At 47.3% G+C, this 17,780-nt stretch carries 17 protein-coding genes; 4 read left to right on the forward strand and 13 right to left on the reverse strand.

Translation table 11 applies throughout. The annotated features are described in order from the left end of the window. Positions 1–494 precede the first annotated feature (494 nt). The 4 genes from FS818_RS14465 to FS818_RS14480 all read right to left on the reverse strand — a co-directional run bounded on the left by FS818_RS14465 (position 495) and on the right by FS818_RS14480 (position 3,976). A complete protein-coding gene (locus FS818_RS14465; protein ID WP_145332664.1) occupies positions 495–1,562 on the reverse strand; it encodes an AI-2E family transporter in 1,068 nt (355 codons plus the stop codon). A gap of 356 nt (positions 1,563–1,918) precedes the next feature. Further along, a complete protein-coding gene (locus tag FS818_RS14470) occupies positions 1,919–2,128 on the reverse strand; it encodes a hypothetical protein (protein ID WP_090915543.1) in 210 nt (69 codons plus the stop codon). A 10-nt stretch (positions 2,129–2,138) separates the two neighbouring features. After that, positions 2,139–2,660 carry a PRC-barrel domain-containing protein gene (locus FS818_RS14475; RefSeq protein ID WP_090915545.1) on the reverse strand — a complete coding sequence of 174 codons (522 nt, stop codon included), beginning with the start codon at positions 2,658–2,660 and terminating at the stop codon, positions 2,139–2,141. Between the two features lie 164 nt (positions 2,661–2,824). Then, positions 2,825–3,976, reverse strand: coding sequence for a cysteine desulfurase family protein (locus tag FS818_RS14480; RefSeq protein WP_145332665.1), 1,152 nt, complete (start codon positions 3,974–3,976; stop codon positions 2,825–2,827). A gap of 149 nt (positions 3,977–4,125) precedes the next feature. On the opposite strand from FS818_RS14480, the gene FS818_RS14485 reads away from it, so the two are divergent. Next, positions 4,126–4,542 carry a hypothetical protein gene (locus FS818_RS14485; protein WP_145332666.1) on the forward strand — a complete coding sequence of 139 codons (417 nt, stop codon included), beginning with the start codon at positions 4,126–4,128 and terminating at the stop codon, positions 4,540–4,542. 248 nt (positions 4,543–4,790) lie between these two features. Here FS818_RS14485 and cymR read toward each other — a convergent pair whose 3' ends face one another. Beyond that, positions 4,791–5,210 (reverse strand): cysteine metabolism transcriptional regulator CymR, encoded by a 420-nt coding sequence (gene cymR / locus FS818_RS14490; RefSeq protein ID WP_145332667.1) that lies wholly within the window; start codon positions 5,208–5,210, stop codon positions 4,791–4,793. Between the two features lie 356 nt (positions 5,211–5,566). Between cymR and mnmA the strand changes: the two genes are divergently transcribed. Next, complete coding sequence (gene mnmA, locus FS818_RS14495) at positions 5,567–6,691, forward strand: tRNA 2-thiouridine(34) synthase MnmA (RefSeq protein WP_145332668.1); 1,125 nt, start codon at positions 5,567–5,569, stop codon at positions 6,689–6,691. Positions 6,692–6,846: 155 nt separating this feature from the next. Here the strand turns inward: mnmA and crcB (FS818_RS14500) are convergent, their stop codons facing one another. The 4 genes from crcB (FS818_RS14500) to FS818_RS14515 are packed head-to-tail and all read right to left on the reverse strand — an operon-like array spanning position 6,847 to position 9,886. Beyond that, positions 6,847–7,206: a fluoride efflux transporter CrcB gene (gene crcB, locus FS818_RS14500; protein ID WP_145332669.1), complete on the reverse strand. Its 360-nt coding sequence runs from the start codon at positions 7,204–7,206 to the stop codon at positions 6,847–6,849. Then, entirely contained in the window at positions 7,203–7,604 is a 402-nt protein-coding gene (gene crcB, locus FS818_RS14505; protein ID WP_145332670.1) for a fluoride efflux transporter CrcB, read from the reverse strand. The genes crcB (FS818_RS14500) and crcB (FS818_RS14505) overlap by 4 nt, the downstream gene beginning before the upstream one ends. A 2-nt stretch (positions 7,605–7,606) precedes the next feature. Further along, the gene (locus FS818_RS14510; protein ID WP_145332671.1) at positions 7,607–8,914 is read right to left on the reverse strand and encodes a replication-associated recombination protein A; all 1,308 of its coding nucleotides are present in this window, start codon (positions 8,912–8,914) and stop codon (positions 7,607–7,609) included. Between the two features lie 51 nt (positions 8,915–8,965). Beyond that, the gene (locus FS818_RS14515) at positions 8,966–9,886 is read right to left on the reverse strand and encodes a LysR family transcriptional regulator (RefSeq protein ID WP_145332672.1); all 921 of its coding nucleotides are present in this window, start codon (positions 9,884–9,886) and stop codon (positions 8,966–8,968) included. Positions 9,887–10,016: 130 nt separating this feature from the next. On the opposite strand from FS818_RS14515, the gene FS818_RS29500 reads away from it, so the two are divergent. Continuing rightward, positions 10,017–10,178 (forward strand): hypothetical protein, encoded by a 162-nt coding sequence (locus tag FS818_RS29500; RefSeq protein WP_313960469.1) that lies wholly within the window; start codon positions 10,017–10,019, stop codon positions 10,176–10,178. Beyond that, positions 10,159–10,905 (forward strand): DMT family transporter, encoded by a 747-nt coding sequence (locus FS818_RS14520; protein WP_313960470.1) that lies wholly within the window; start codon positions 10,159–10,161, stop codon positions 10,903–10,905. Before FS818_RS29500 ends, FS818_RS14520 begins: the two co-directional genes overlap by 20 nt. A 101-nt stretch (positions 10,906–11,006) precedes the next feature. Here FS818_RS14520 and FS818_RS14525 read toward each other — a convergent pair whose 3' ends face one another. From FS818_RS14525 to FS818_RS14540, 4 genes are all read right to left on the reverse strand, one after another. Further along, positions 11,007–13,193, reverse strand: a complete 2,187-nt coding sequence (locus FS818_RS14525; RefSeq protein ID WP_145332673.1) for a HelD family protein — start codon at positions 13,191–13,193, stop codon at positions 11,007–11,009. A 235-nt stretch (positions 13,194–13,428) separates the two neighbouring features. Beyond that, positions 13,429–15,270, reverse strand: a complete 1,842-nt coding sequence (locus tag FS818_RS14530) for an ABC transporter ATP-binding protein (RefSeq protein WP_397351752.1) — start codon at positions 15,268–15,270, stop codon at positions 13,429–13,431. A 43-nt stretch (positions 15,271–15,313) separates the two neighbouring features. Next, the gene (locus FS818_RS14535) at positions 15,314–16,612 is read right to left on the reverse strand and encodes an NCS2 family permease (protein WP_145332674.1); all 1,299 of its coding nucleotides are present in this window, start codon (positions 16,610–16,612) and stop codon (positions 15,314–15,316) included. 398 nt (positions 16,613–17,010) lie between these two features. After that, positions 17,011–17,769 (reverse strand): tRNA threonylcarbamoyladenosine dehydratase, encoded by a 759-nt coding sequence (locus FS818_RS14540; protein WP_145332675.1) that lies wholly within the window; start codon positions 17,767–17,769, stop codon positions 17,011–17,013. Between the last annotated feature and the right edge of the window lie 11 nt (positions 17,770–17,780).

A 17,780-nucleotide genomic window follows, 5' to 3' on the forward strand; every position in this document is an offset into this window, starting at 1 on the left:
AGATCGCCCCGGTTGGTTAACAGATTGTTTTGTACATTTTTTTGGTAACGCATCTGTAAAAATAAACACAAAAAACGCCCCTGAATGATCAGGGACGATGTTATCGCGGTACCACCCTGGTTATTGTTCATCTCCCCTTATTGAAAGGGTTCAACTCCCATCATTGAAAAGGGTTCAACTCCCGTCATTGGAAGGATAAACGAACAATCGCCTCGTTCATGCGAGTAACGGTCGCGCCCGGCAGGGTTGTCCTGCACTCCGAAATCAGCTTTCTGCCGCTTCAACTTTCAAGACTCTCCCAGCCAACGAACTCAGCACGTGTCTGAATTCGAAGAAGTCTATTCTCTGAGGAAAGGAACCCTCGGCATACTTCATTTCATCATCGATTTTAATTTAGTAAACATACACCCTCATTATATCGATAGAGTTCCCCAGTGTCAACGCGCCTTCTGAGGCGATTCCAGATAATTTCCTGTCTCACTCTGCCTATTTGATTACTCGGTTCTCCGCTTGATGTAATAGGCGAAGAAGTGCTGCACGATGACCTTCAACACGGCAAAGACCGGTACTGCTAGAATAAGACCGACAATCCCCGCCAGCTCTCCCCCGACCAGAAGCGCAAATATAATCGAAAGAGGGTGCAAATGCAGCGTTCGTCCAACCACCTGCGGGGAAACCACATTGCTCTCCAGCACCTGGCAGAGTGTATTCACCGCGATGACCAGAAGTACCATTTTGAAAGAAACCGTTGAAGCCATCACCACTGCAGGTGCCGCCCCCAAAAAAGGCCCCAGATACGGCACAATGTTGAATACCGCCACAATACTTGCCAGAAGCAGAGCATAAGGCATATCGATCACGATATATCCGATATATGCGAAGATACCCACGATCACACAGACGATAAATTGTCCCCGGATATAATTTCCAAGTGCGGTGTCGATCTCTTTCATCACGGAAACAATGGCTTTACGGCGAGAACGAGGCAGATAAGCCACTACCGTGCGTTCAAATACATCAAAATCCTTTAACATATAGAAAATCAGAAACGGCACGATGAATACGTTAAACAGCACATTGATCGTTGCTCCGATATTGTCCATCAGCACGGTGATCCCTTGCGTAAGCCGGTCTTCCATCTGAAAAAACCAGCTGTTCATGCCTGTGCGTATGCTTGGCGGCATTAATTTGTGATCCATACTGTTCATCAGACTTTGCGCCCGCATCGATAGTTCCGGCATATGTTCATTTAACTCTTCCAATTGTTCAATCAGGACAGGAATAACATTCATTAAGATGACTCCGATACAGGTCAGAAAAAAAGCATAGATTAACAAAACCGCAATGGAACGCGGAACTTTGCGCCCGCCAAGCATACTTACTATCGGGTTAAGTACATAAGATATGATCAGTGCAACGATGAATGGGGCCAGTACCGTTTTCAAAAATCCATAGATATGTAATAATAACGGCCGTAACAGCCAGATAAAATATAAAATGATCAATCCGAGCAAGAGCCAGATCGCGTAACGAAACATTTTATTTTTGGTTAGTTGCTCCATTTCGATTCTCCCCTTTGGACTGCCTCTACAGTTCAGTATATGGACTGGCTCTGAAAGTCAGTATATGTAGGAGAGGGATTTTTTATTAACTCCGTGCAGATGTGGTAAAAGAGGAAGGGAACAAGAATATGTTCGGTGTTCTGAAATTGGTATTCTATATTAAGCTTGAATAATAAAAAAACGCTCCCCTCTAAAAAAGAGGAAAGCGAATTTTATGAATCATTGTCTCATATAATCATTCATATGCTTCCTGACCACTATGTAACTACATCTATATCCATCTGTCGCCAGATTGCGACATCATTAAATGACATGTATTGTCATGAAACCGCATATAGAGGAAGTTAAACCGCGTATTAAGAAGAAGCGTGAATATGTGGGAAGTCTTGTGGCAACTCTTCTCCGAAGAACAGATCATCCAGAGAGCTTAACGTGCCGTCCTCTTCCACCTGATATACAGACATTTTCTCACCGTTTACCGTTAACTCAATAAAGCATCCCCAGCAATAAAACTGATGGGAGCCAATTTTTCCGATATCTTTCGAACTACAATTTGGACATTTCATATTCATTCACCTATCCATTAACAGAATGAATGGCATTTTCCAAGCGCTGTTCACTCAGCGGCGGTACCATAATGGCACTTTCTCCGATAGACATATCACTTGTACATGGCAGCCATTTACGGCCCTCGATCAGGTCGGACACAAAACCGTCCGTAATTTCAATCCCTATTATTGTATTTCCCAACTCCTGGTCAAAATAAACATCGGAGACACGTCCGAGCAGCAAACCTTCTTCGGTGAGCACGGACATCTCCTTCAATTTGGAACGACCAAGGAGGTACGTGTATTTTATGTCGTCGGCCCCCGTCTTGCGGACAGCCTGTTGATTACGGATCATGACGGCATCTTCGCCATAGGCAACGATATCTTCCCATTGCACCATTTTGACATGATTGGTAAACAGGCCTTTATTCTCAAGTTCAATGCCTTCAATCTCCCAATCATCATTCACAATGAAATCCTGGATTTTACCGACCTGCTTCCCATCCTCAACATCAAAAACGGCAAGTCCGATCATTTCCTGAAGCTTCATCGCTGGGTCCCCCTCATCTTCTTCACATTGTATAGGCGCGGCGCTATTGCTAGGTATGCCCAAAGTTGATGAGTGGCAATCAGACGCCGATCATCAAACCGCTTCTATCCAACCGATGAAAATGGAACTTCTCCCCTCCTTCTGTTCCATGTGTAAAGAGCCCCTTAAGGTCTATTACGTAGCCGTTGAAGAATGGTTCCAATTTTTTCGGCGGTTGTGATGATTTCTTTTGTAGTATTACCCAAACCCCAGCTAAATCGAATCGCAGACTGCAAAAATGCTTCCGGCAAGTTCATTGCTTTGAGTACATGGGATACTTCCAGGGAACCAGAAGTGCAAGCTGAACCGCTTGCTACAGCAATGCCCTCCATATCCAGGTTCATCAGCATCGTTTCGGTAGATACCTCGGGGAAACTGATATTGAGAATATTGGGAAGCGTGTAATCATGATGTCCGTTGACATGAAAATGTTCTGCCCCAACATGAATGGCAAGCTGATCCAGCAGGATTTTTTTTAATTCCAGCGCATGCTGCAGATGCTCTTCCGCATTCTCGGTAATGATCTTGAGCGCCTCTGCAAAACCTGCGATCCCCGCCATGTTCTCTGTTCCTGCACGACGTTGTCGTTCCTGTAATCCACCATGTGATCTGGCTTCCAATGTCACGCCACGTCTGACATACAGTGCACCCACACCTTGGGGTCCGTTAATCTTGTGCGCAGAGAAGCTGATCAGATCTACAGGCAAGTCTCTACAGGAAATGGGCTGGCTGCCCAGTGCTTGAACCGCATCTGTATGAAATAAAATATCATGCTGACGCGCGAGTTCACCAACCTCACGAATCGGCTGAATCGTGCCTACTTCGTTGTTGGCATACATCATTGTGATCAGCACAGTTTCAGGCCTGATGGCTTCACGCAGTTCCTCCAGCTTGATGCGCCCAGATTTGTCCACAGACAGATAGGTCACATCGTAACCCTGCCGCTCAAGCTCTTGACATGAATGAAGTACAGCATGATGTTCAATCTCCGTCGTAATCACATGTTTGCCTTTATCCGCTCTGGCAGCAACCGCCCCAAAAATCGCCAGATTGTCGCTCTCTGTCCCGCCACCTGTAAATACAAGCTCGTCCGGTTTACACCCCAAAGATGCCGCGATACTGTCTCTTGCTCCACTGACCGTGCGTTTGGCTTCACGCCCAAAGGCATGAATGCTGGATGGGTTACCATATTGCCCTGTCATCACGTTCATCATCGCTTCTGCAACGCGTGGATGCATAGGTGTCGATGCGGCGTGATCTAAATATATACGATTCATCGATATCACCCCGTTGGTGTTGGATTGTATGAAGTCATTGCACTTCTTAGTCTTATATAGAAAAGCCCGATTGACAAATTAATCAAATGCGAACATGTCGCATCTTCGTGTATAATGTAAAAATAAAACTTTGAAAGGAGAGAAAGAGCATGAGTGATGCAATTCTTGGTCAAATCCTGAATCAGCTACAACAGATGGACAAACGGTTTGATACTGTGGATCAACGCTTAGATCAAGTGGATAAACGCCTAGATCAAGTAGATAAACGTTTTGATCAGGTTGATAAACGTTTCGATCAGGTTGATAATCGCTTAGATCGTATGGATGAACGGCTCGATTCTTTCGATAAGAGACTCAATGTCATTGAAGAACAGACCAAAAATATTCCACTCCTTCAGCAAGCGGTTCTGGAAACGCTCGATATTACTAAACGCCTTGAAGCTTCTCAAATTACGTTTGAACGTAAAGTAACCTCTGAATTGAATACTCACCAGCATAGTATTGATATACTAAACCGTCGTCAGTTACGCATGGAAGCAGATATAGAGTCACTGAAAAGCCGTTAGTGGAATGCTTTGCCTGGCGGTTAAACATTAATCTAATTCCGAATGAGCGAGCGGTTTTCCTCGTCTTAACATAGTACGTATTTACATATGTTCATCTCGCTCAGGGTTTTACGCTCCAATTCAATTAACAAGGCCATTTATACATCGGATTTATCACGTAAAATGCCTTTATCTCTGTTGTCACGGCTAAAGCCCCCATTTATTTGGGGGCTTTAGTGTGTCGTCTGGATGATCACTCATATCCTGGCCTAAATATAGAACATGTAGGAATCTTTCTTCTCCTGATCCTCAAACGTAATCAGATCTTTCAATGTCGTCGAATCCAGTACATTTGCAATGCTATCACGGATGCGCAACCACAAATCACGCTTTGCCGGGTCATCTTCTTCCGTAAAGTCTACTGGTGAAATTGGTCCCTCCAGTACACGAATGACATCCCCTGCGGTCACGGTTGCAGCATCACCCGCCAGAATGTAACCGCCATATGCGCCGCGGATACTCTTAACTAGGCCAGCATTACGCAGTGGCGCAATCAGTTGCTCCAGATAATGTTCCGAGAGCTGGTTGCGCTCGGCAATGCTCTTCAAGGATGTTGGACCTTCGCCGGTTCTTGCGGCCAGCTCCATCATAATAGTGAGGCCGTAACGGCCTTTTGTCGATATTTTCAAAGGAGTCACCTCTTTCAATTTTCAGAAAAACAAGGATGGAACGTATGTGTTTACTGTTCTCAAGCTCTGTTGCTTCAAGCTGTTTCTCTATGTGGTTCATGACCGTTAATTCCGTGATTTCGCCACGCGAACCTCAGGGAAAATAGGCCTCGACCTTCTAATCCTCCGTATTCCGATCATAACCCTCAAGTAATGTTAACATATCTGCATACGTTATGGAAAAGAAAGATTGACGATATTGCAAAATGTGCGCCTGGAGTGGACACTATCCAAAATTGGCCGGGTGTATCGTAAGTTCGGTCGGGTTATGCTAGAATAGTAACGAAACACATTTATATATAGAAATGGTGATAACGATGTCCAAAGCAAATGAAAATACACGGGTCGTCGTTGGCATGTCCGGAGGTGTGGATTCATCGGTTACCGCATTGCTTCTGAAAGAGCAAGGTTACGATGTCATCGGCATTTTCATGAAAAACTGGGATGATACGGACGAGTTCGGCCATTGCACCGCTGAAGAAGATTCAGAGGATGTGCGCCGGGTGTGCGAACAGATCGGCATTCCGTACTACACTGTCAACTTCGAGAAAGAATACTTTGATAAAGTATTTACCTATTTCCTTGATGAATATAAGTCGGGTCGTACGCCGAACCCGGATGTCATGTGTAACCGTGAGATCAAATTCGGTGAGTTCCTGAACAAAGCGCTGGATCTCGGCGCAGATTATGTAGCTACTGGCCATTATGCGCGCCTCATTGAAGAGGACGGCACGTTCAAATTGTTGCGCGGTGTGGACAACAACAAAGATCAGACTTACTTCCTGAATGCTCTTAATCAAAAGCAACTATCCAAAGCCATGTTCCCGATTGGTCACCTGCCTAAACCGGAGGTACGCAAAATTGCTGAAGCTGCCGGTCTGTACACAGCCAAGAAAAAAGATAGCACAGGTGTATGCTTTATCGGCGAACGCAACTTCAAGGAGTTCCTGAGCAACTATCTGCCAGCCAAAGGCGGAGACATGGTTGATATCGTAACTGGTGAAGTCAAAGGCCGTCACGACGGTCTCATGTACTACACGCTTGGTCAACGTCAAGGACTTGGCATTGGCGGTTCCGGCAACGGCGAGCCTTGGTTTGTTGCAGATAAAAACCTGGAGAAAAATCAATTGCTTGTGGTGCAGGGCGACGCTCATGCCAGCTTGTACTCCACAGGTTTGACGGCTACAGGCGTAAACTGGATTGCAGGTGCAGACCGCACTCCTAATGTGCCGTACCGCTGCACAGCAAAATTCCGTTATCGTCAACCGGATCAGGGCGTTACATTGACCTGGCAGGAGGACGGTAGTGTGGATGTACAGTTTGATCAACAGCAAAAAGCGATCACGCCAGGACAAGCCGTTGTTTTCTACGACGGAGAGGTTTGCCTCGGCGGTGGTACGATTGATCAGGTACAGAAAGTACCCGTGCCGGCCATGCAATAACATGCCGGACATCCATGACGGATTGACTGTTATCATTATGCACAGCATGAGCGAGTCAATTCCATGTATTCCTACAAAAAAAGCCGTCTTTCATGTAATACCATGAAGGATGGCTTTTTTCCTGCTTTTTTTGCAAAAAAATTTAAATATTTAATTTATGCAGTGAGCCAGACTCCTGCCAGACAACCTAGCACCCCCATCACCACTGAACTTACCACGTAAATAACGGCTCTGGCTTGTTGCTGTTGCCCCATTAACGTTAATGTTTCATACCCAAAGGTTGAGAACGTGGTGTACGCTCCGCAGAAGCCAGTTCCCCATACTACCCACATTGCGTATGGCAAACTTCCTGCTTGATGCCCGCCGTACAACATTCCCAAAATAATAGAACCGCTGATATTAATTACCCACGTTCCCCAGGGAAAGGCGGTTCCCACTCTACCTGAGATGAATTTTCCCAGGCTGTAACGGAGCAAAGCGCCTAACACACCTGCTAGTCCAATCCAGATGATCATCGGGCATCACCCTCTTTGGGGGAGGTAGTTAACATTCGGTTGCCCAGCTTGATACCAAGGGCGCAGAGCACCAGTCCTGCCACTACACTTAAAAGGAGATAAACCGCCGCTTTGATCCATTCGCCGCTTTCCGATAAACGAACGATATCCAGTGTAAATGTGGAAAAGGTCGTGAAAGCTCCAGTAAATCCTGTGCCGATGGCAAGGCGGAGCTGAGGTGTTATTTTTTCCGGAATAGCCATGGTAAAAAAAAAGCCCAAAAACAGGCTGCCGATCGCATTGATCAACAGCACTGCCCATGGAAAACCTGTATTAGCCGAGGGGAGCATCAGTTGAATGGTGTACCTGGTTAACGTGCCCAGAAACCCTCCGGCCCCGATATATGCTAACTCTTTCATCCTTACAGCTCCCTGCGCCGCTGTTGATTCAGCCTGATCTTCGACTCATTCCCCTGCTCAGTCGCCTCGTAAAATACTCTTCGAGACAGCTGTTTAGGCAGATACTCCTGTTTCACGTAATGTCCAGGGTAGTTATGAGGATACTGGTATCCTTCATGTCCCAGCTTCGCGGCACCAGAGTAATGGGTATCCCTCAAATGCATCGGCACTTCGGCCGACCTCACCTCATCAATGGCACTCATCGCTTTGGATATCGCAGTATATACCGCATTGGACTTCGGACTTTCCACTGCAAACAAAATGGCTTGCGCAATATTTAGCTTGGCCTCCGGCCAGCCGTTATTTCGGTAGGCATCAAGTGCTCCAATTGCCTGAGTCATCGCCTGTGGATTCGCCAGTCCAATGTCTTCACTGCTTGCTGCAATCAGGCGCCTAATGAATGTCATGGGGTCCATGCCCAGTTTCTCCACCGCATACAGAAACCAGAACAGTGCCGCATCACTCGAACCACGAATGCTTTTGTGAAAAGCGGATAATACGTCATACTGTGTGGACTCGTCTGCCTTGACAATGGGACGACGGATCGACTCTTCCGCAACAGCCAGTGTGATGTGAACTGATCCATCCTGCTCAGGCGGTGTCGTTAACGCGGCAAGCTCCAGAGCATTCAGGGCACGGCGAATATCACCATTCGCCATCGTAGCAATGTGTGCCAGCGCTTCATCATCGGCTTTCAGGTCCATAAACCCAAGGCCTTTATCCGCATCGCTCAGCGCTCTGCGCATCGCAATCAGGGAATGCTCCTTATTTAAGGATTCCAATTGAAACAGGGTGGAACGACTCATCAAGGCTCCGTTTACATAATGGAAGGGGTTCTCTGTCGTTGCCCCGATAAAAATGATGGTGCCCTTCTCCACCGCTGGTAGCAATGCATCCTGGCGTGAACTGTTAAAACGATGTACCTCATCGAGGAAAAGAATCGTTTTGGTTCCATACAGTTGTTTATTCGTCTGCGCTTGCTCAATTACTTCGCGTACATCCTTCACAGAGGCATCCACGGCATTCAGTCGCACGAATTGTCCTTGAGTGTGCTGTGAGATGATGTGAGCAAGCGTGGTCTTCCCACATCCTGGCGGGCCGTACAGTAGAATGGATGAGATCTGATCCGCCTCAATGGCCCGGCGTAGAAGTTTTCCAGGGCCGATGATCTGTTCCTGTCCAATATATTCATCCAGATGCTGAGGCCGCATACGGTCTGCTAACAATCTGGCCTGTGGTTGTGTATCCTGTTGAAACGAAAATAAATCCATGGGTTTATCACTTCCTTAAAGGGTTGCCAATCATAGTGCGCATCTCAAGCATCACTTGCCATGTAAGAGTGCTTTTTCCGAACTGTTCTCAACCAATGAATCTCCACTCCCTATCATATCACATCCCTGCGGGAGCATTGCCATAAATGCGCCAAGGGCACTGCTGACAAACGCATCCTTGCGGGTAATAAACCTTGTCATCATACGGTTCATCCCAGCAGGAAGAGAGTGTTTACGCAGCAAACCGTTTTCGAGTTGCTGACGAATGACGATTTCAGGAAGTAGAGAGATGCCCATTCCGGAGATTACACCACTGATAATGGCCTCCAGCGTCCCGAATTCCATAATCACGGGCCTGTGAACACCGCTCAGAAGCATCCAGTCCTCCAAAATTTTACGGTAAGAGCACCCCATACTGTAAACCAGTATCGGCTTTCGGATCAGTTCCTCCTCCGATAGACTTGGAGACGATACAACAAAAAGTTCCTCATCAAATACATCCACGGATTTAATATCAGGATGGTCGCAAGAACAGCCAATAAATGCGCCTTCCAATTCATACCCGATAACTTGATCAATAAGCATTTGAGAATGACCTGTAGCCAGCGCCAGAGAAACGTCTGGATACTGGTTGTAATATTTCGCTAAAAGACGAGGCAACCTTACTGCCGCCGCCGTCTGTATGGAGCCAATTTGCAAAGGTCCAGATGGTGTATTGGTAGACTGAAGCGCTTTGGATGCATCGTTCAACAGACCAATGATTTTATCTGTGTACGTTAGCAGTATTTCCCCAGCGGGAGATAAGTTCATGCCCCGATTGTGACGAATAAACAACGGGGTACCCACTTCAGCCTCCAAATGCCGAATGCGGGCCGTAACGTTGGATTGAACATACCCCAACTTGACCGCAGCTCTGGTCAAATTTCCTTCCCTGGCAACACACTGAAATATTCGAAGATCCCCGCTCTCCATCTTGCCTCCGCTCTGACATCATTTAAAATGATATCCAGTTCATTTGTAATCATTATACATTATGTCTAGTTCGATCTACAATAAGTCCTGAACGTTACACGTCTCATGTTATTTCAAAGGAGTGTTCAACATGAACCGAGCCAAATACATCATATTGATTATCGTGACAACACTCATTATGGGTACTTCTTTTCCTGTAGGTAAAATAGGACTCAGTTATGCACCACCGTTTCTATTGATGGGCTTGCGTTATATCACTTGCTGGTGGTTTGATGGCCCTGGCCCTGCGTAAGCAACCCTTACCGAGGGGATGGCGAGCTTGGGGTAGAATCGTGCTCATCGGCTTGTTCCAATCCGCCGGGGTGATGGGCTGCGCCTATTACAGCATGAACTGGATTTCATCCGGTGAATCGGCCATTATTACCTTTACGAATCCATTAATCGTCATTGTTCTCAGTGCGCTACTATATAAACTGAGATATCGATTAAGCCAGTGGATTGGCGTAATTGTTGGGTTTGTCGGCATTTTGTTTACCTTTGGATGGCATATGAGCTTCACCCCCGGAACCTGGATCGGTTTTGGCGGAGCAATTTCATTTGCCGTATCCACACTCCTGATTAAGCGCTGGGGTGGTGGATATGATACGTTCGTGCTCACGGCTTATCAGATGCTTGCCGGAGGTGTAGCATTACTTTTGCTAAGTTTATGGACGGAGCAGCCTCATTTTACAGTAACTACAGTTTCCATCATATCGTTGTTATATCTAACGCTGATTTGTTCCATCCTGCAGTTTTCCCTCTGGTTTTATCTATTACAGCACAGTGATTCCGCCCAGACCAGCAGTTACCTGTTTCTCGCACCGTTCTTCGGTGTGCTTTCAAGCTGGGTTTTGTTAGGTGAGGAGGTTCAATGGTTTGTCGGGGCTGGAGGCGTACTCATCGGGGTGGGCATCTATCTAGTGAACCGCCGTTCAGCTAAGAAAAAACAAGACGTATCTCCCACTGTAACCTCCCTATAAGAAACCTACCTTCATCTTCCTATACAAAAAAGGCATGCGTCAGGGTTAACCTGCGTCATGCCTTTATTTCTATATAGCTTAGTACTATGTGATCTATTTATCTATGAAACAGTCTCATCAGGCCAGCCTTGAATCGTAACCTGTTCACCTTCGGGATTATGCGTTGCTGCGGCATACGCCGGCATGCTACCGTCGTGGAATAACCACAATTCATGCAGAGCCCGTGTACAGCCGACATAGAGCAGCTTCGCATCACCCGCGCCAGGCAAATAGTGCTGCTGATCAACATCAGCCACGATAGCCGCATCGAATTCAAGCCCTTTGGACAGATACACAGGCAAAATGGAATGTCCGCCACTGTACTGTTTTTTGCCGCCATCGATCAGGTTCAAATCCCAGCCCGCCTTCTGAAACTCGCGATGAAGTTCTTCGGCTTCATGCAACGTTCGTGTCAGGATGGACACCGTCCGATAGTCTTTATTCGTCAGTATGTTCAGTGCCCGCTCCAGGCTCCCCGTTCGTCCTTCACTTCCGTATGCAAGCGTACGCACCGGATCACCGCTCCGGAACACGGGAATCGCCGTAATCCCACTCTTCACACCCTGCTCCAGGATGGTATTGGCATAATCAATAATTTCCATCGTGGAACGATAGCTCCGGGTTAAGGCAAAATACGCATTCTGTTCCTCTGGAAACAGTGAACTCATCTCTTCCCAAGCATGAACACCACGGTACTCATGAATGCCTTGAGACAAGTCTCCCAGAATAGTAAAAGAATGTCCTTTCACAAACTGATCCAGCAGCGCAACATGAAATGGCGAGAAATCCTGGGCTTCATCAATGACAACGTGGTCAAAACGCTCCGCTCCTTCAATGTCATGCACCAGCGTATGGATATAAACCAGTGCCGGAAGATCCTCTTCCCGAATGACATCTTGCTTCAAATCTGCACCGGTTTTCTTCATGATCGCTTTGGGTATTAAGCTGCTTAGCTCAGCAGGCACAGACCCGCCTTTTGCGGCCTTGAACAGCTGTTTGTACAACGTCAGCGGATTGTACTCAGGCCACTTTTTGGCATAGGACTTCTCCCGGGTTGCTGCCTTCTTCTTACGTTCTTTGCGCACCGTTTCCGGCATCGGCTTTTTCAATTCCATCTCAATCCAGCGGTGAACCCGTGCCATGACCCGCTCTTTGCGTTTGGCCAGCGGATAATGTTTGTACTCCGTCCCAAACCAGCTTTCGATTTCCTGTTTACTGAGCACCGCACCGTCCCATGGACTGAAATCACCATCCGGCACGGATGCTTCCTCCATCCCCGATAACCACTCCCGAATCAGTTCCATGAAAGGAATCGAGCCTTTGTAACGTCCAGGAACATCATCATTCAGTTCAGGCCGAGTAGCAGGGGTTTCAAACCACGTCTGCAACGTCTCTGACGCATCTGCAAGCGGCATATCCAGCCCCAGCAGATTCATCGCCCAATCGGGAAAGGTTTGCTGCTGAATGTCTCCTACCCCAAGCTCTGGCAATACATCGGAGATGTAATCCAGAAACATATGGTTGGGTGCAAAAATAACCATTTTCTCCGCCGACACCTGCTCCTTGTACTGATACAGCAAAAAAGCAAGGCGATGCAGGGCCACTGTTGTTTTCCCTGATCCGGCGACCCCCTGAATGATCAGTGCGGTGTTTCTCGCCGCCCGAATGATCTGATCCTGCTCGGCCTGAATCGTGGATACGATGTCCCGCAGCTTATTGTCCTTGTTTTCACCAAGGCGGTACACGAGGAATTCATCGGATACGGCAGGTTGGTCACTGTCCCGGTTATACGTATCTGCCACACGTTCCAGTATGCGCTGACGAATCACGACATTTCGTTTCAGATACACCAAACCTTCAATCAGCCCTTCAGGGGCTTCATACGTTGCAGAGGCTTCTCCTCCGGTAAAAGAGTAAAACAGGCTCGCGACAGGAGCGCGCCAATCGATCACAAGCGGATGCTCACCGATCTCTTCGCGGTCTACGCCAATCTTGCCAATATACAGCGGTTTCCGTTCACCACTGCCCTGCTCTTCGAAATCCAAGCGTCCGAAATAGGGTTGTTGCGCGCTCTTGGACAAGGCATTCCGGCGTTCTTCACGTCCGGCTTCCAGCACTTGTTCCGTGAAATCGTGACCGGTATACACCGGAAAGTTCCGCAGCCGTTCAAGCTGGCGGTCCACTTCTTCCATCGTTCGCGCTAACCTGTACTCTTCTTCTTGATAGGCACTTTGAAAGCTGTCTGACATGTTTCAGTTACCTCCTAAGAATAGTTGTTTGCTCTGCATCGCTGTAGATCGCGCAATACAAAAGGATATCCAATATATCACAAAGGGCAACTGAAAGCCATATCGATTTTCCATATGAGCAGAACGAATCATGAAGTCCTTACCATAAAAAGAAGGACTCTGTTGAGCGATACCTTCACAGATATCGCTCTCAGCAGAGTCCTTCGATCCTCATCCCTCTGTCGAGCGAGCATTACTATGTGTTTCGTATTTCTCCATTGCTGCTTGCATTGCCATCTCCGTCCTGGGCCACAAACTGTTTTTGCGCAAGCTCCCGGTATACGGGATGCGTATGGATCAATTCTGCGTGAGTTCCTGTTCCGGTCACGTGCCCATGTTCCAACACCACAATCTGATCGGAATCCACAACTGTAGACAATCGATGTGCGATCACAATGGTGGTTCTGCCCTCCATCAGATTGGATAACGCCTGTTGAACTTCGTACTCGGAGGTACTGTCCAGACTGGAGGTGGCTTCATCCAGCATCAGAATATCAGGGCTACGCAGCAACGCACGGGCAATAGCGATCCGCTGACGCTGGCCCCCGGATAACTTCATTCCGCGTTCGCCCACTTCGGTGTCAAAACCTTGTGGCAGTTTGTCGATAAAGTCAGCCGAATAGGCCATCTCCGCGGCTCTTCTGATCTCATCCATGGTTACTTCACGATTGAGACCATACGTGATATTGTCTTTAATCGTACCTGCCATAAGTGGACTTTCTTGTGATACATAGCCAATTTTGCTACGCCAGGAAGCGAGGGAATACGTTGTTATCGCTTCTCCCCCATACGAAATGTGACCCGAATCGGGCAAGTAAAACTGCTCCAGCAGTGAGAACAGCGTAGACTTACCACTTCCGCTCGGACCCACAATCGCTGTTACTTTGCGAGTCGGCACCGTTAGATGAATGCCATGCAGCACTTCTTCGCCTGTAACATAAGAGAAATGTACATCGTGAAACGCAATCGTTTCATTGCCTTGCGGAGCAAGCTTTGTGCTGTGATCCGGTTCTTCCTCGTCCGCAAGAATCGCCTGAATTCGTTCAGTAGCTCCTACGACTTTTTGCAAACGTGAGTACAACGTTGTGAACTGTCCCATAGGCATAATAACCTGGAACAGTAGCAGAATGAACGCAACCAGTTCCCCCGGCGACAATAGCCCCGAAGCAACCCGCATCCCCCCGACACCTAGAATAACAACGAGCACAGCCGTCATAACAAAAGTAAACAAAGGCCCGATCAAAGCAAGAATACGTGCTTCCTGTAATCCAAAAGCGAACATTTTACGAATGCGGGAATCTCCCGCCTCGGATTCCTGCTTCTCGGTTCCATATGCCTTGACCAAACGAATTTCACTAATCACCTGACTGAGCACCGACGTCAGCCCTGCCATCTCGTCCTGCTGTTTTTTGGAGATTTTGTACATTTTTCTGCCCACAGGCAACAAGATCAGCATGGTCAGCGGCACCAGGCTTAGAATAATGAGAGACATTACCCAATCCAGATAAAAGAGCAGCGCCACCCCACCGATTACCGCAACGATATTGGAGACAAAGGACACGAGATAATCTGCGATTAACGTCATAATTTGGCTGGTATCATTGGTGATGCGACTCATCGTATCTCCTGTACGATTTCGGTCGAAATATGGCATGCGAAGTGACAGTACCTTGTTCCACAGCTTGGTGCGGAGCGTCGCCACGACACGTTGCCCGGCGTAGTTCAACATATAGATGCTAATTCCTGAAGCTATGGCTTGGATCACAAACGCCCCTAGCAACAGAAAAATAACCGATTTATTTAGAGCTGATGTCGTCAGTCCGTCAATGAGTCCTTTGGTCATCAAGGGAACGATGAGACCCGCCGTCGTTTGAATCAACGTCAAGATGAGAGCCACGGTCAGAATCAATTTTGGCGGATTTGTGGAAGCGATCAGTCTAACAAAATCCTTGAATCCTTTTGTTCCGACTTTCGGCTTATTCGACTCCGAGTGTTGCTGTTCTTGCATTCCCTGTTCTTGCCTTTCCTGTTCTTCCATCCGTATTCCTCCCGTTCTCTATCTCATCACTTTTCGTTTCGTTTTACAAAATACCATGCAATACAAAGTTCGCCAGGAACAGAATCGAAATGCCATACATGACAACAGGCACTTCTTTTCCTTTTCCGGCAGCCAGTTTTGCCAGCGGGTACGCGATAAAGCCAAATGCCATTCCATCCACAATGCTATATGTAAAAGGAATCATGACCATGATCAGAAACGCCGGAAACGCTTCGGTAAAATCGCTGAAATCCATATCTCTGACACCCTGTACCATCAAGCCGCCGATGATGATCAAAATAGGTGCAATCGCACTATCGGGAATATACCCGAGTAGCGGAATGAAGAAAAAGGTAGCTCCGAACAGCACCGCCGTCACGAGTGGCGTTAATCCTGTGCGTCCACCTGCCGCGATGCCCGCTGTAGTCTCCGCTGCTGCCACGGGTGGACTACTACCCAAAATACCTGCCAGCACCGTGCTAACCGACAGTGCACGCAGACTGCCCTTGAACCGTTCCGGCCGACCAATCATATTCGTTTGCGCGGTGATGAGCCCGATATTTTCAAACACAACAATCAACAGTAGCAAAAAGACAGCAATCCAGAATGCAATATCCGCCAGCTTCATCAGAGATAATTCACCAAACAGACCGCCATATTGCCGCAGTGCTTCCATAGCAGATACCGCTTCGCCGGGATGTACAGCTCCGAGCACGTAAGCAAGTCCTGTCCCAATTAAAATACTGATGAGCAAACCGCCTTGAACATTTCGGATAAATAAAATAACGGCGAGCACAAGTGTTACGCAAGCTGTAATAACATTGGGATCATTAAAGTGTCCGATAGCAACAAACGTTGTCTGATGGGCAATCACAATGCTGCTCTTTTGCAGTCCGATAAAGGTTAGAAACAATCCAATCCCGACCGTGATGCCATGCTGCAAATTTTTCGGGATCGCTTCGCTGATCATTTTATATAACGACGTAAAGGCAACGACAGCAAACAGAGCACCCGTAACAGCCACTACAGCCAGCGCTTCTTGCCAAGTCAGCTTCATCGAGTGCACAAGTGTGTATGTGAAAAATGCATTTATTCCCATGCCGGGCACCACAACAATCGGTGATTTACCTCCAAAAGCCATAAGCAAACATCCTGCAATGGATGTGAGCAACGTACCTACCATCGCTGCCTGCAACGGCATACCCGCATCGGAAAGAATCTTCGCATTCACCATCACAATATAAACGACCGCAAAATAGGATATGGCACCAGCCACAATTTCCTTCTTCCACTGATCTTCTGGTTCCATGCCCAGCTGTCTGGACAACCACCCGTGTTTCATTTGTTCTGTTCCCCTCTCGCTTTTTATAAATTCAACTAAAGAATGTTTACACTTGCCACTCCGATGACAGAATAACCTTCCGATGTAGCTTTCTTTCAGAAAGCTTATAGGCGAACACTTCGCTTCTCCAGCTTTTTTCTGTCCTCTACGTTCTCGTGTAAAAAGTTAAGTTGAACCTATACGCCGCAAATCTTTATGTATGTATCATCATTTCGCGCAGCACATCATATCATACACCGTTTTCAAAGTGAAGTACATGACGTACTCCTGACATATCGTATCCCCCATTGAAGATGCGGCGCGCAAAAAGAAAAATACCAAAAAACGCAGGTGCTCATAGCACCCGCGCTTCATCGGTTAATCTTATACAATGTTAATTGATTTGATCTGTTGTTTGCTTAAGCCTCTGACTCCTCTGCTTTTTCAAGCAGATCTTTCACGGCAACACTGACCATAATCAGACCAGCTACCGGCGGGACAAAAGCGTTACTTGCCGGCGGCTGTTTCGCTTTGCGAATCTCAGGCGCATTCTCGGGAACGATCTTCTGCGTCACGTCTGCACGTGGCTTGAGTGGCTCTTCGGTGGAGAATACTACCTTCACGCCCTTTTTGATGCCGTCTTTGCGTAGCTTGGTGCGTACTACACGGGCAATCGGGTCCATGGACGTTTTCGAAATATCCGCGACCTGGAATTTCGTCGGGTCCATTTTGTTCGCAGCGCCCATGCTGGAGATGATCGGAATTTTGCGTTTAAGACACTCTTTAATGAGATGTATTTTGTAGATAATCGTATCGGAAGCATCCAGTACATAATCCAGATCGTACTTGAACAATTCCTCATACGTTTCTTCCGTATAAAACATGTTAAGCGCAATGGCGTCACATTCCGGATTGATCAATTTCACACGTTCTACCATCAAGTCGGCTTTTTTCTGACCTACTGTCGTGGTAAGTGCATGAATTTGCCGGTTGATGTTCGTGATATCCACTACATCTTTGTCAATCAGGATGATTCGGCCAACTCCGCTGCGGGCAAGTGCTTCTACAGCAATCCCGCCCACACCGCCGATGCCAAGTACAGCTACCGTGCTATTTCTGAGCGTGTTCAGACCTTCTGGTCCGATTGCAAGCTCTGTTCTTGAAAATTGATGGAGCATTGAAAATCGAT

This window comes from Paenibacillus xylanexedens (assembly GCF_007680605.1).
Taxonomy (GTDB): Bacteria; Bacillota; Bacilli; order Paenibacillales; family Paenibacillaceae; genus Paenibacillus; species Paenibacillus xylanexedens_B.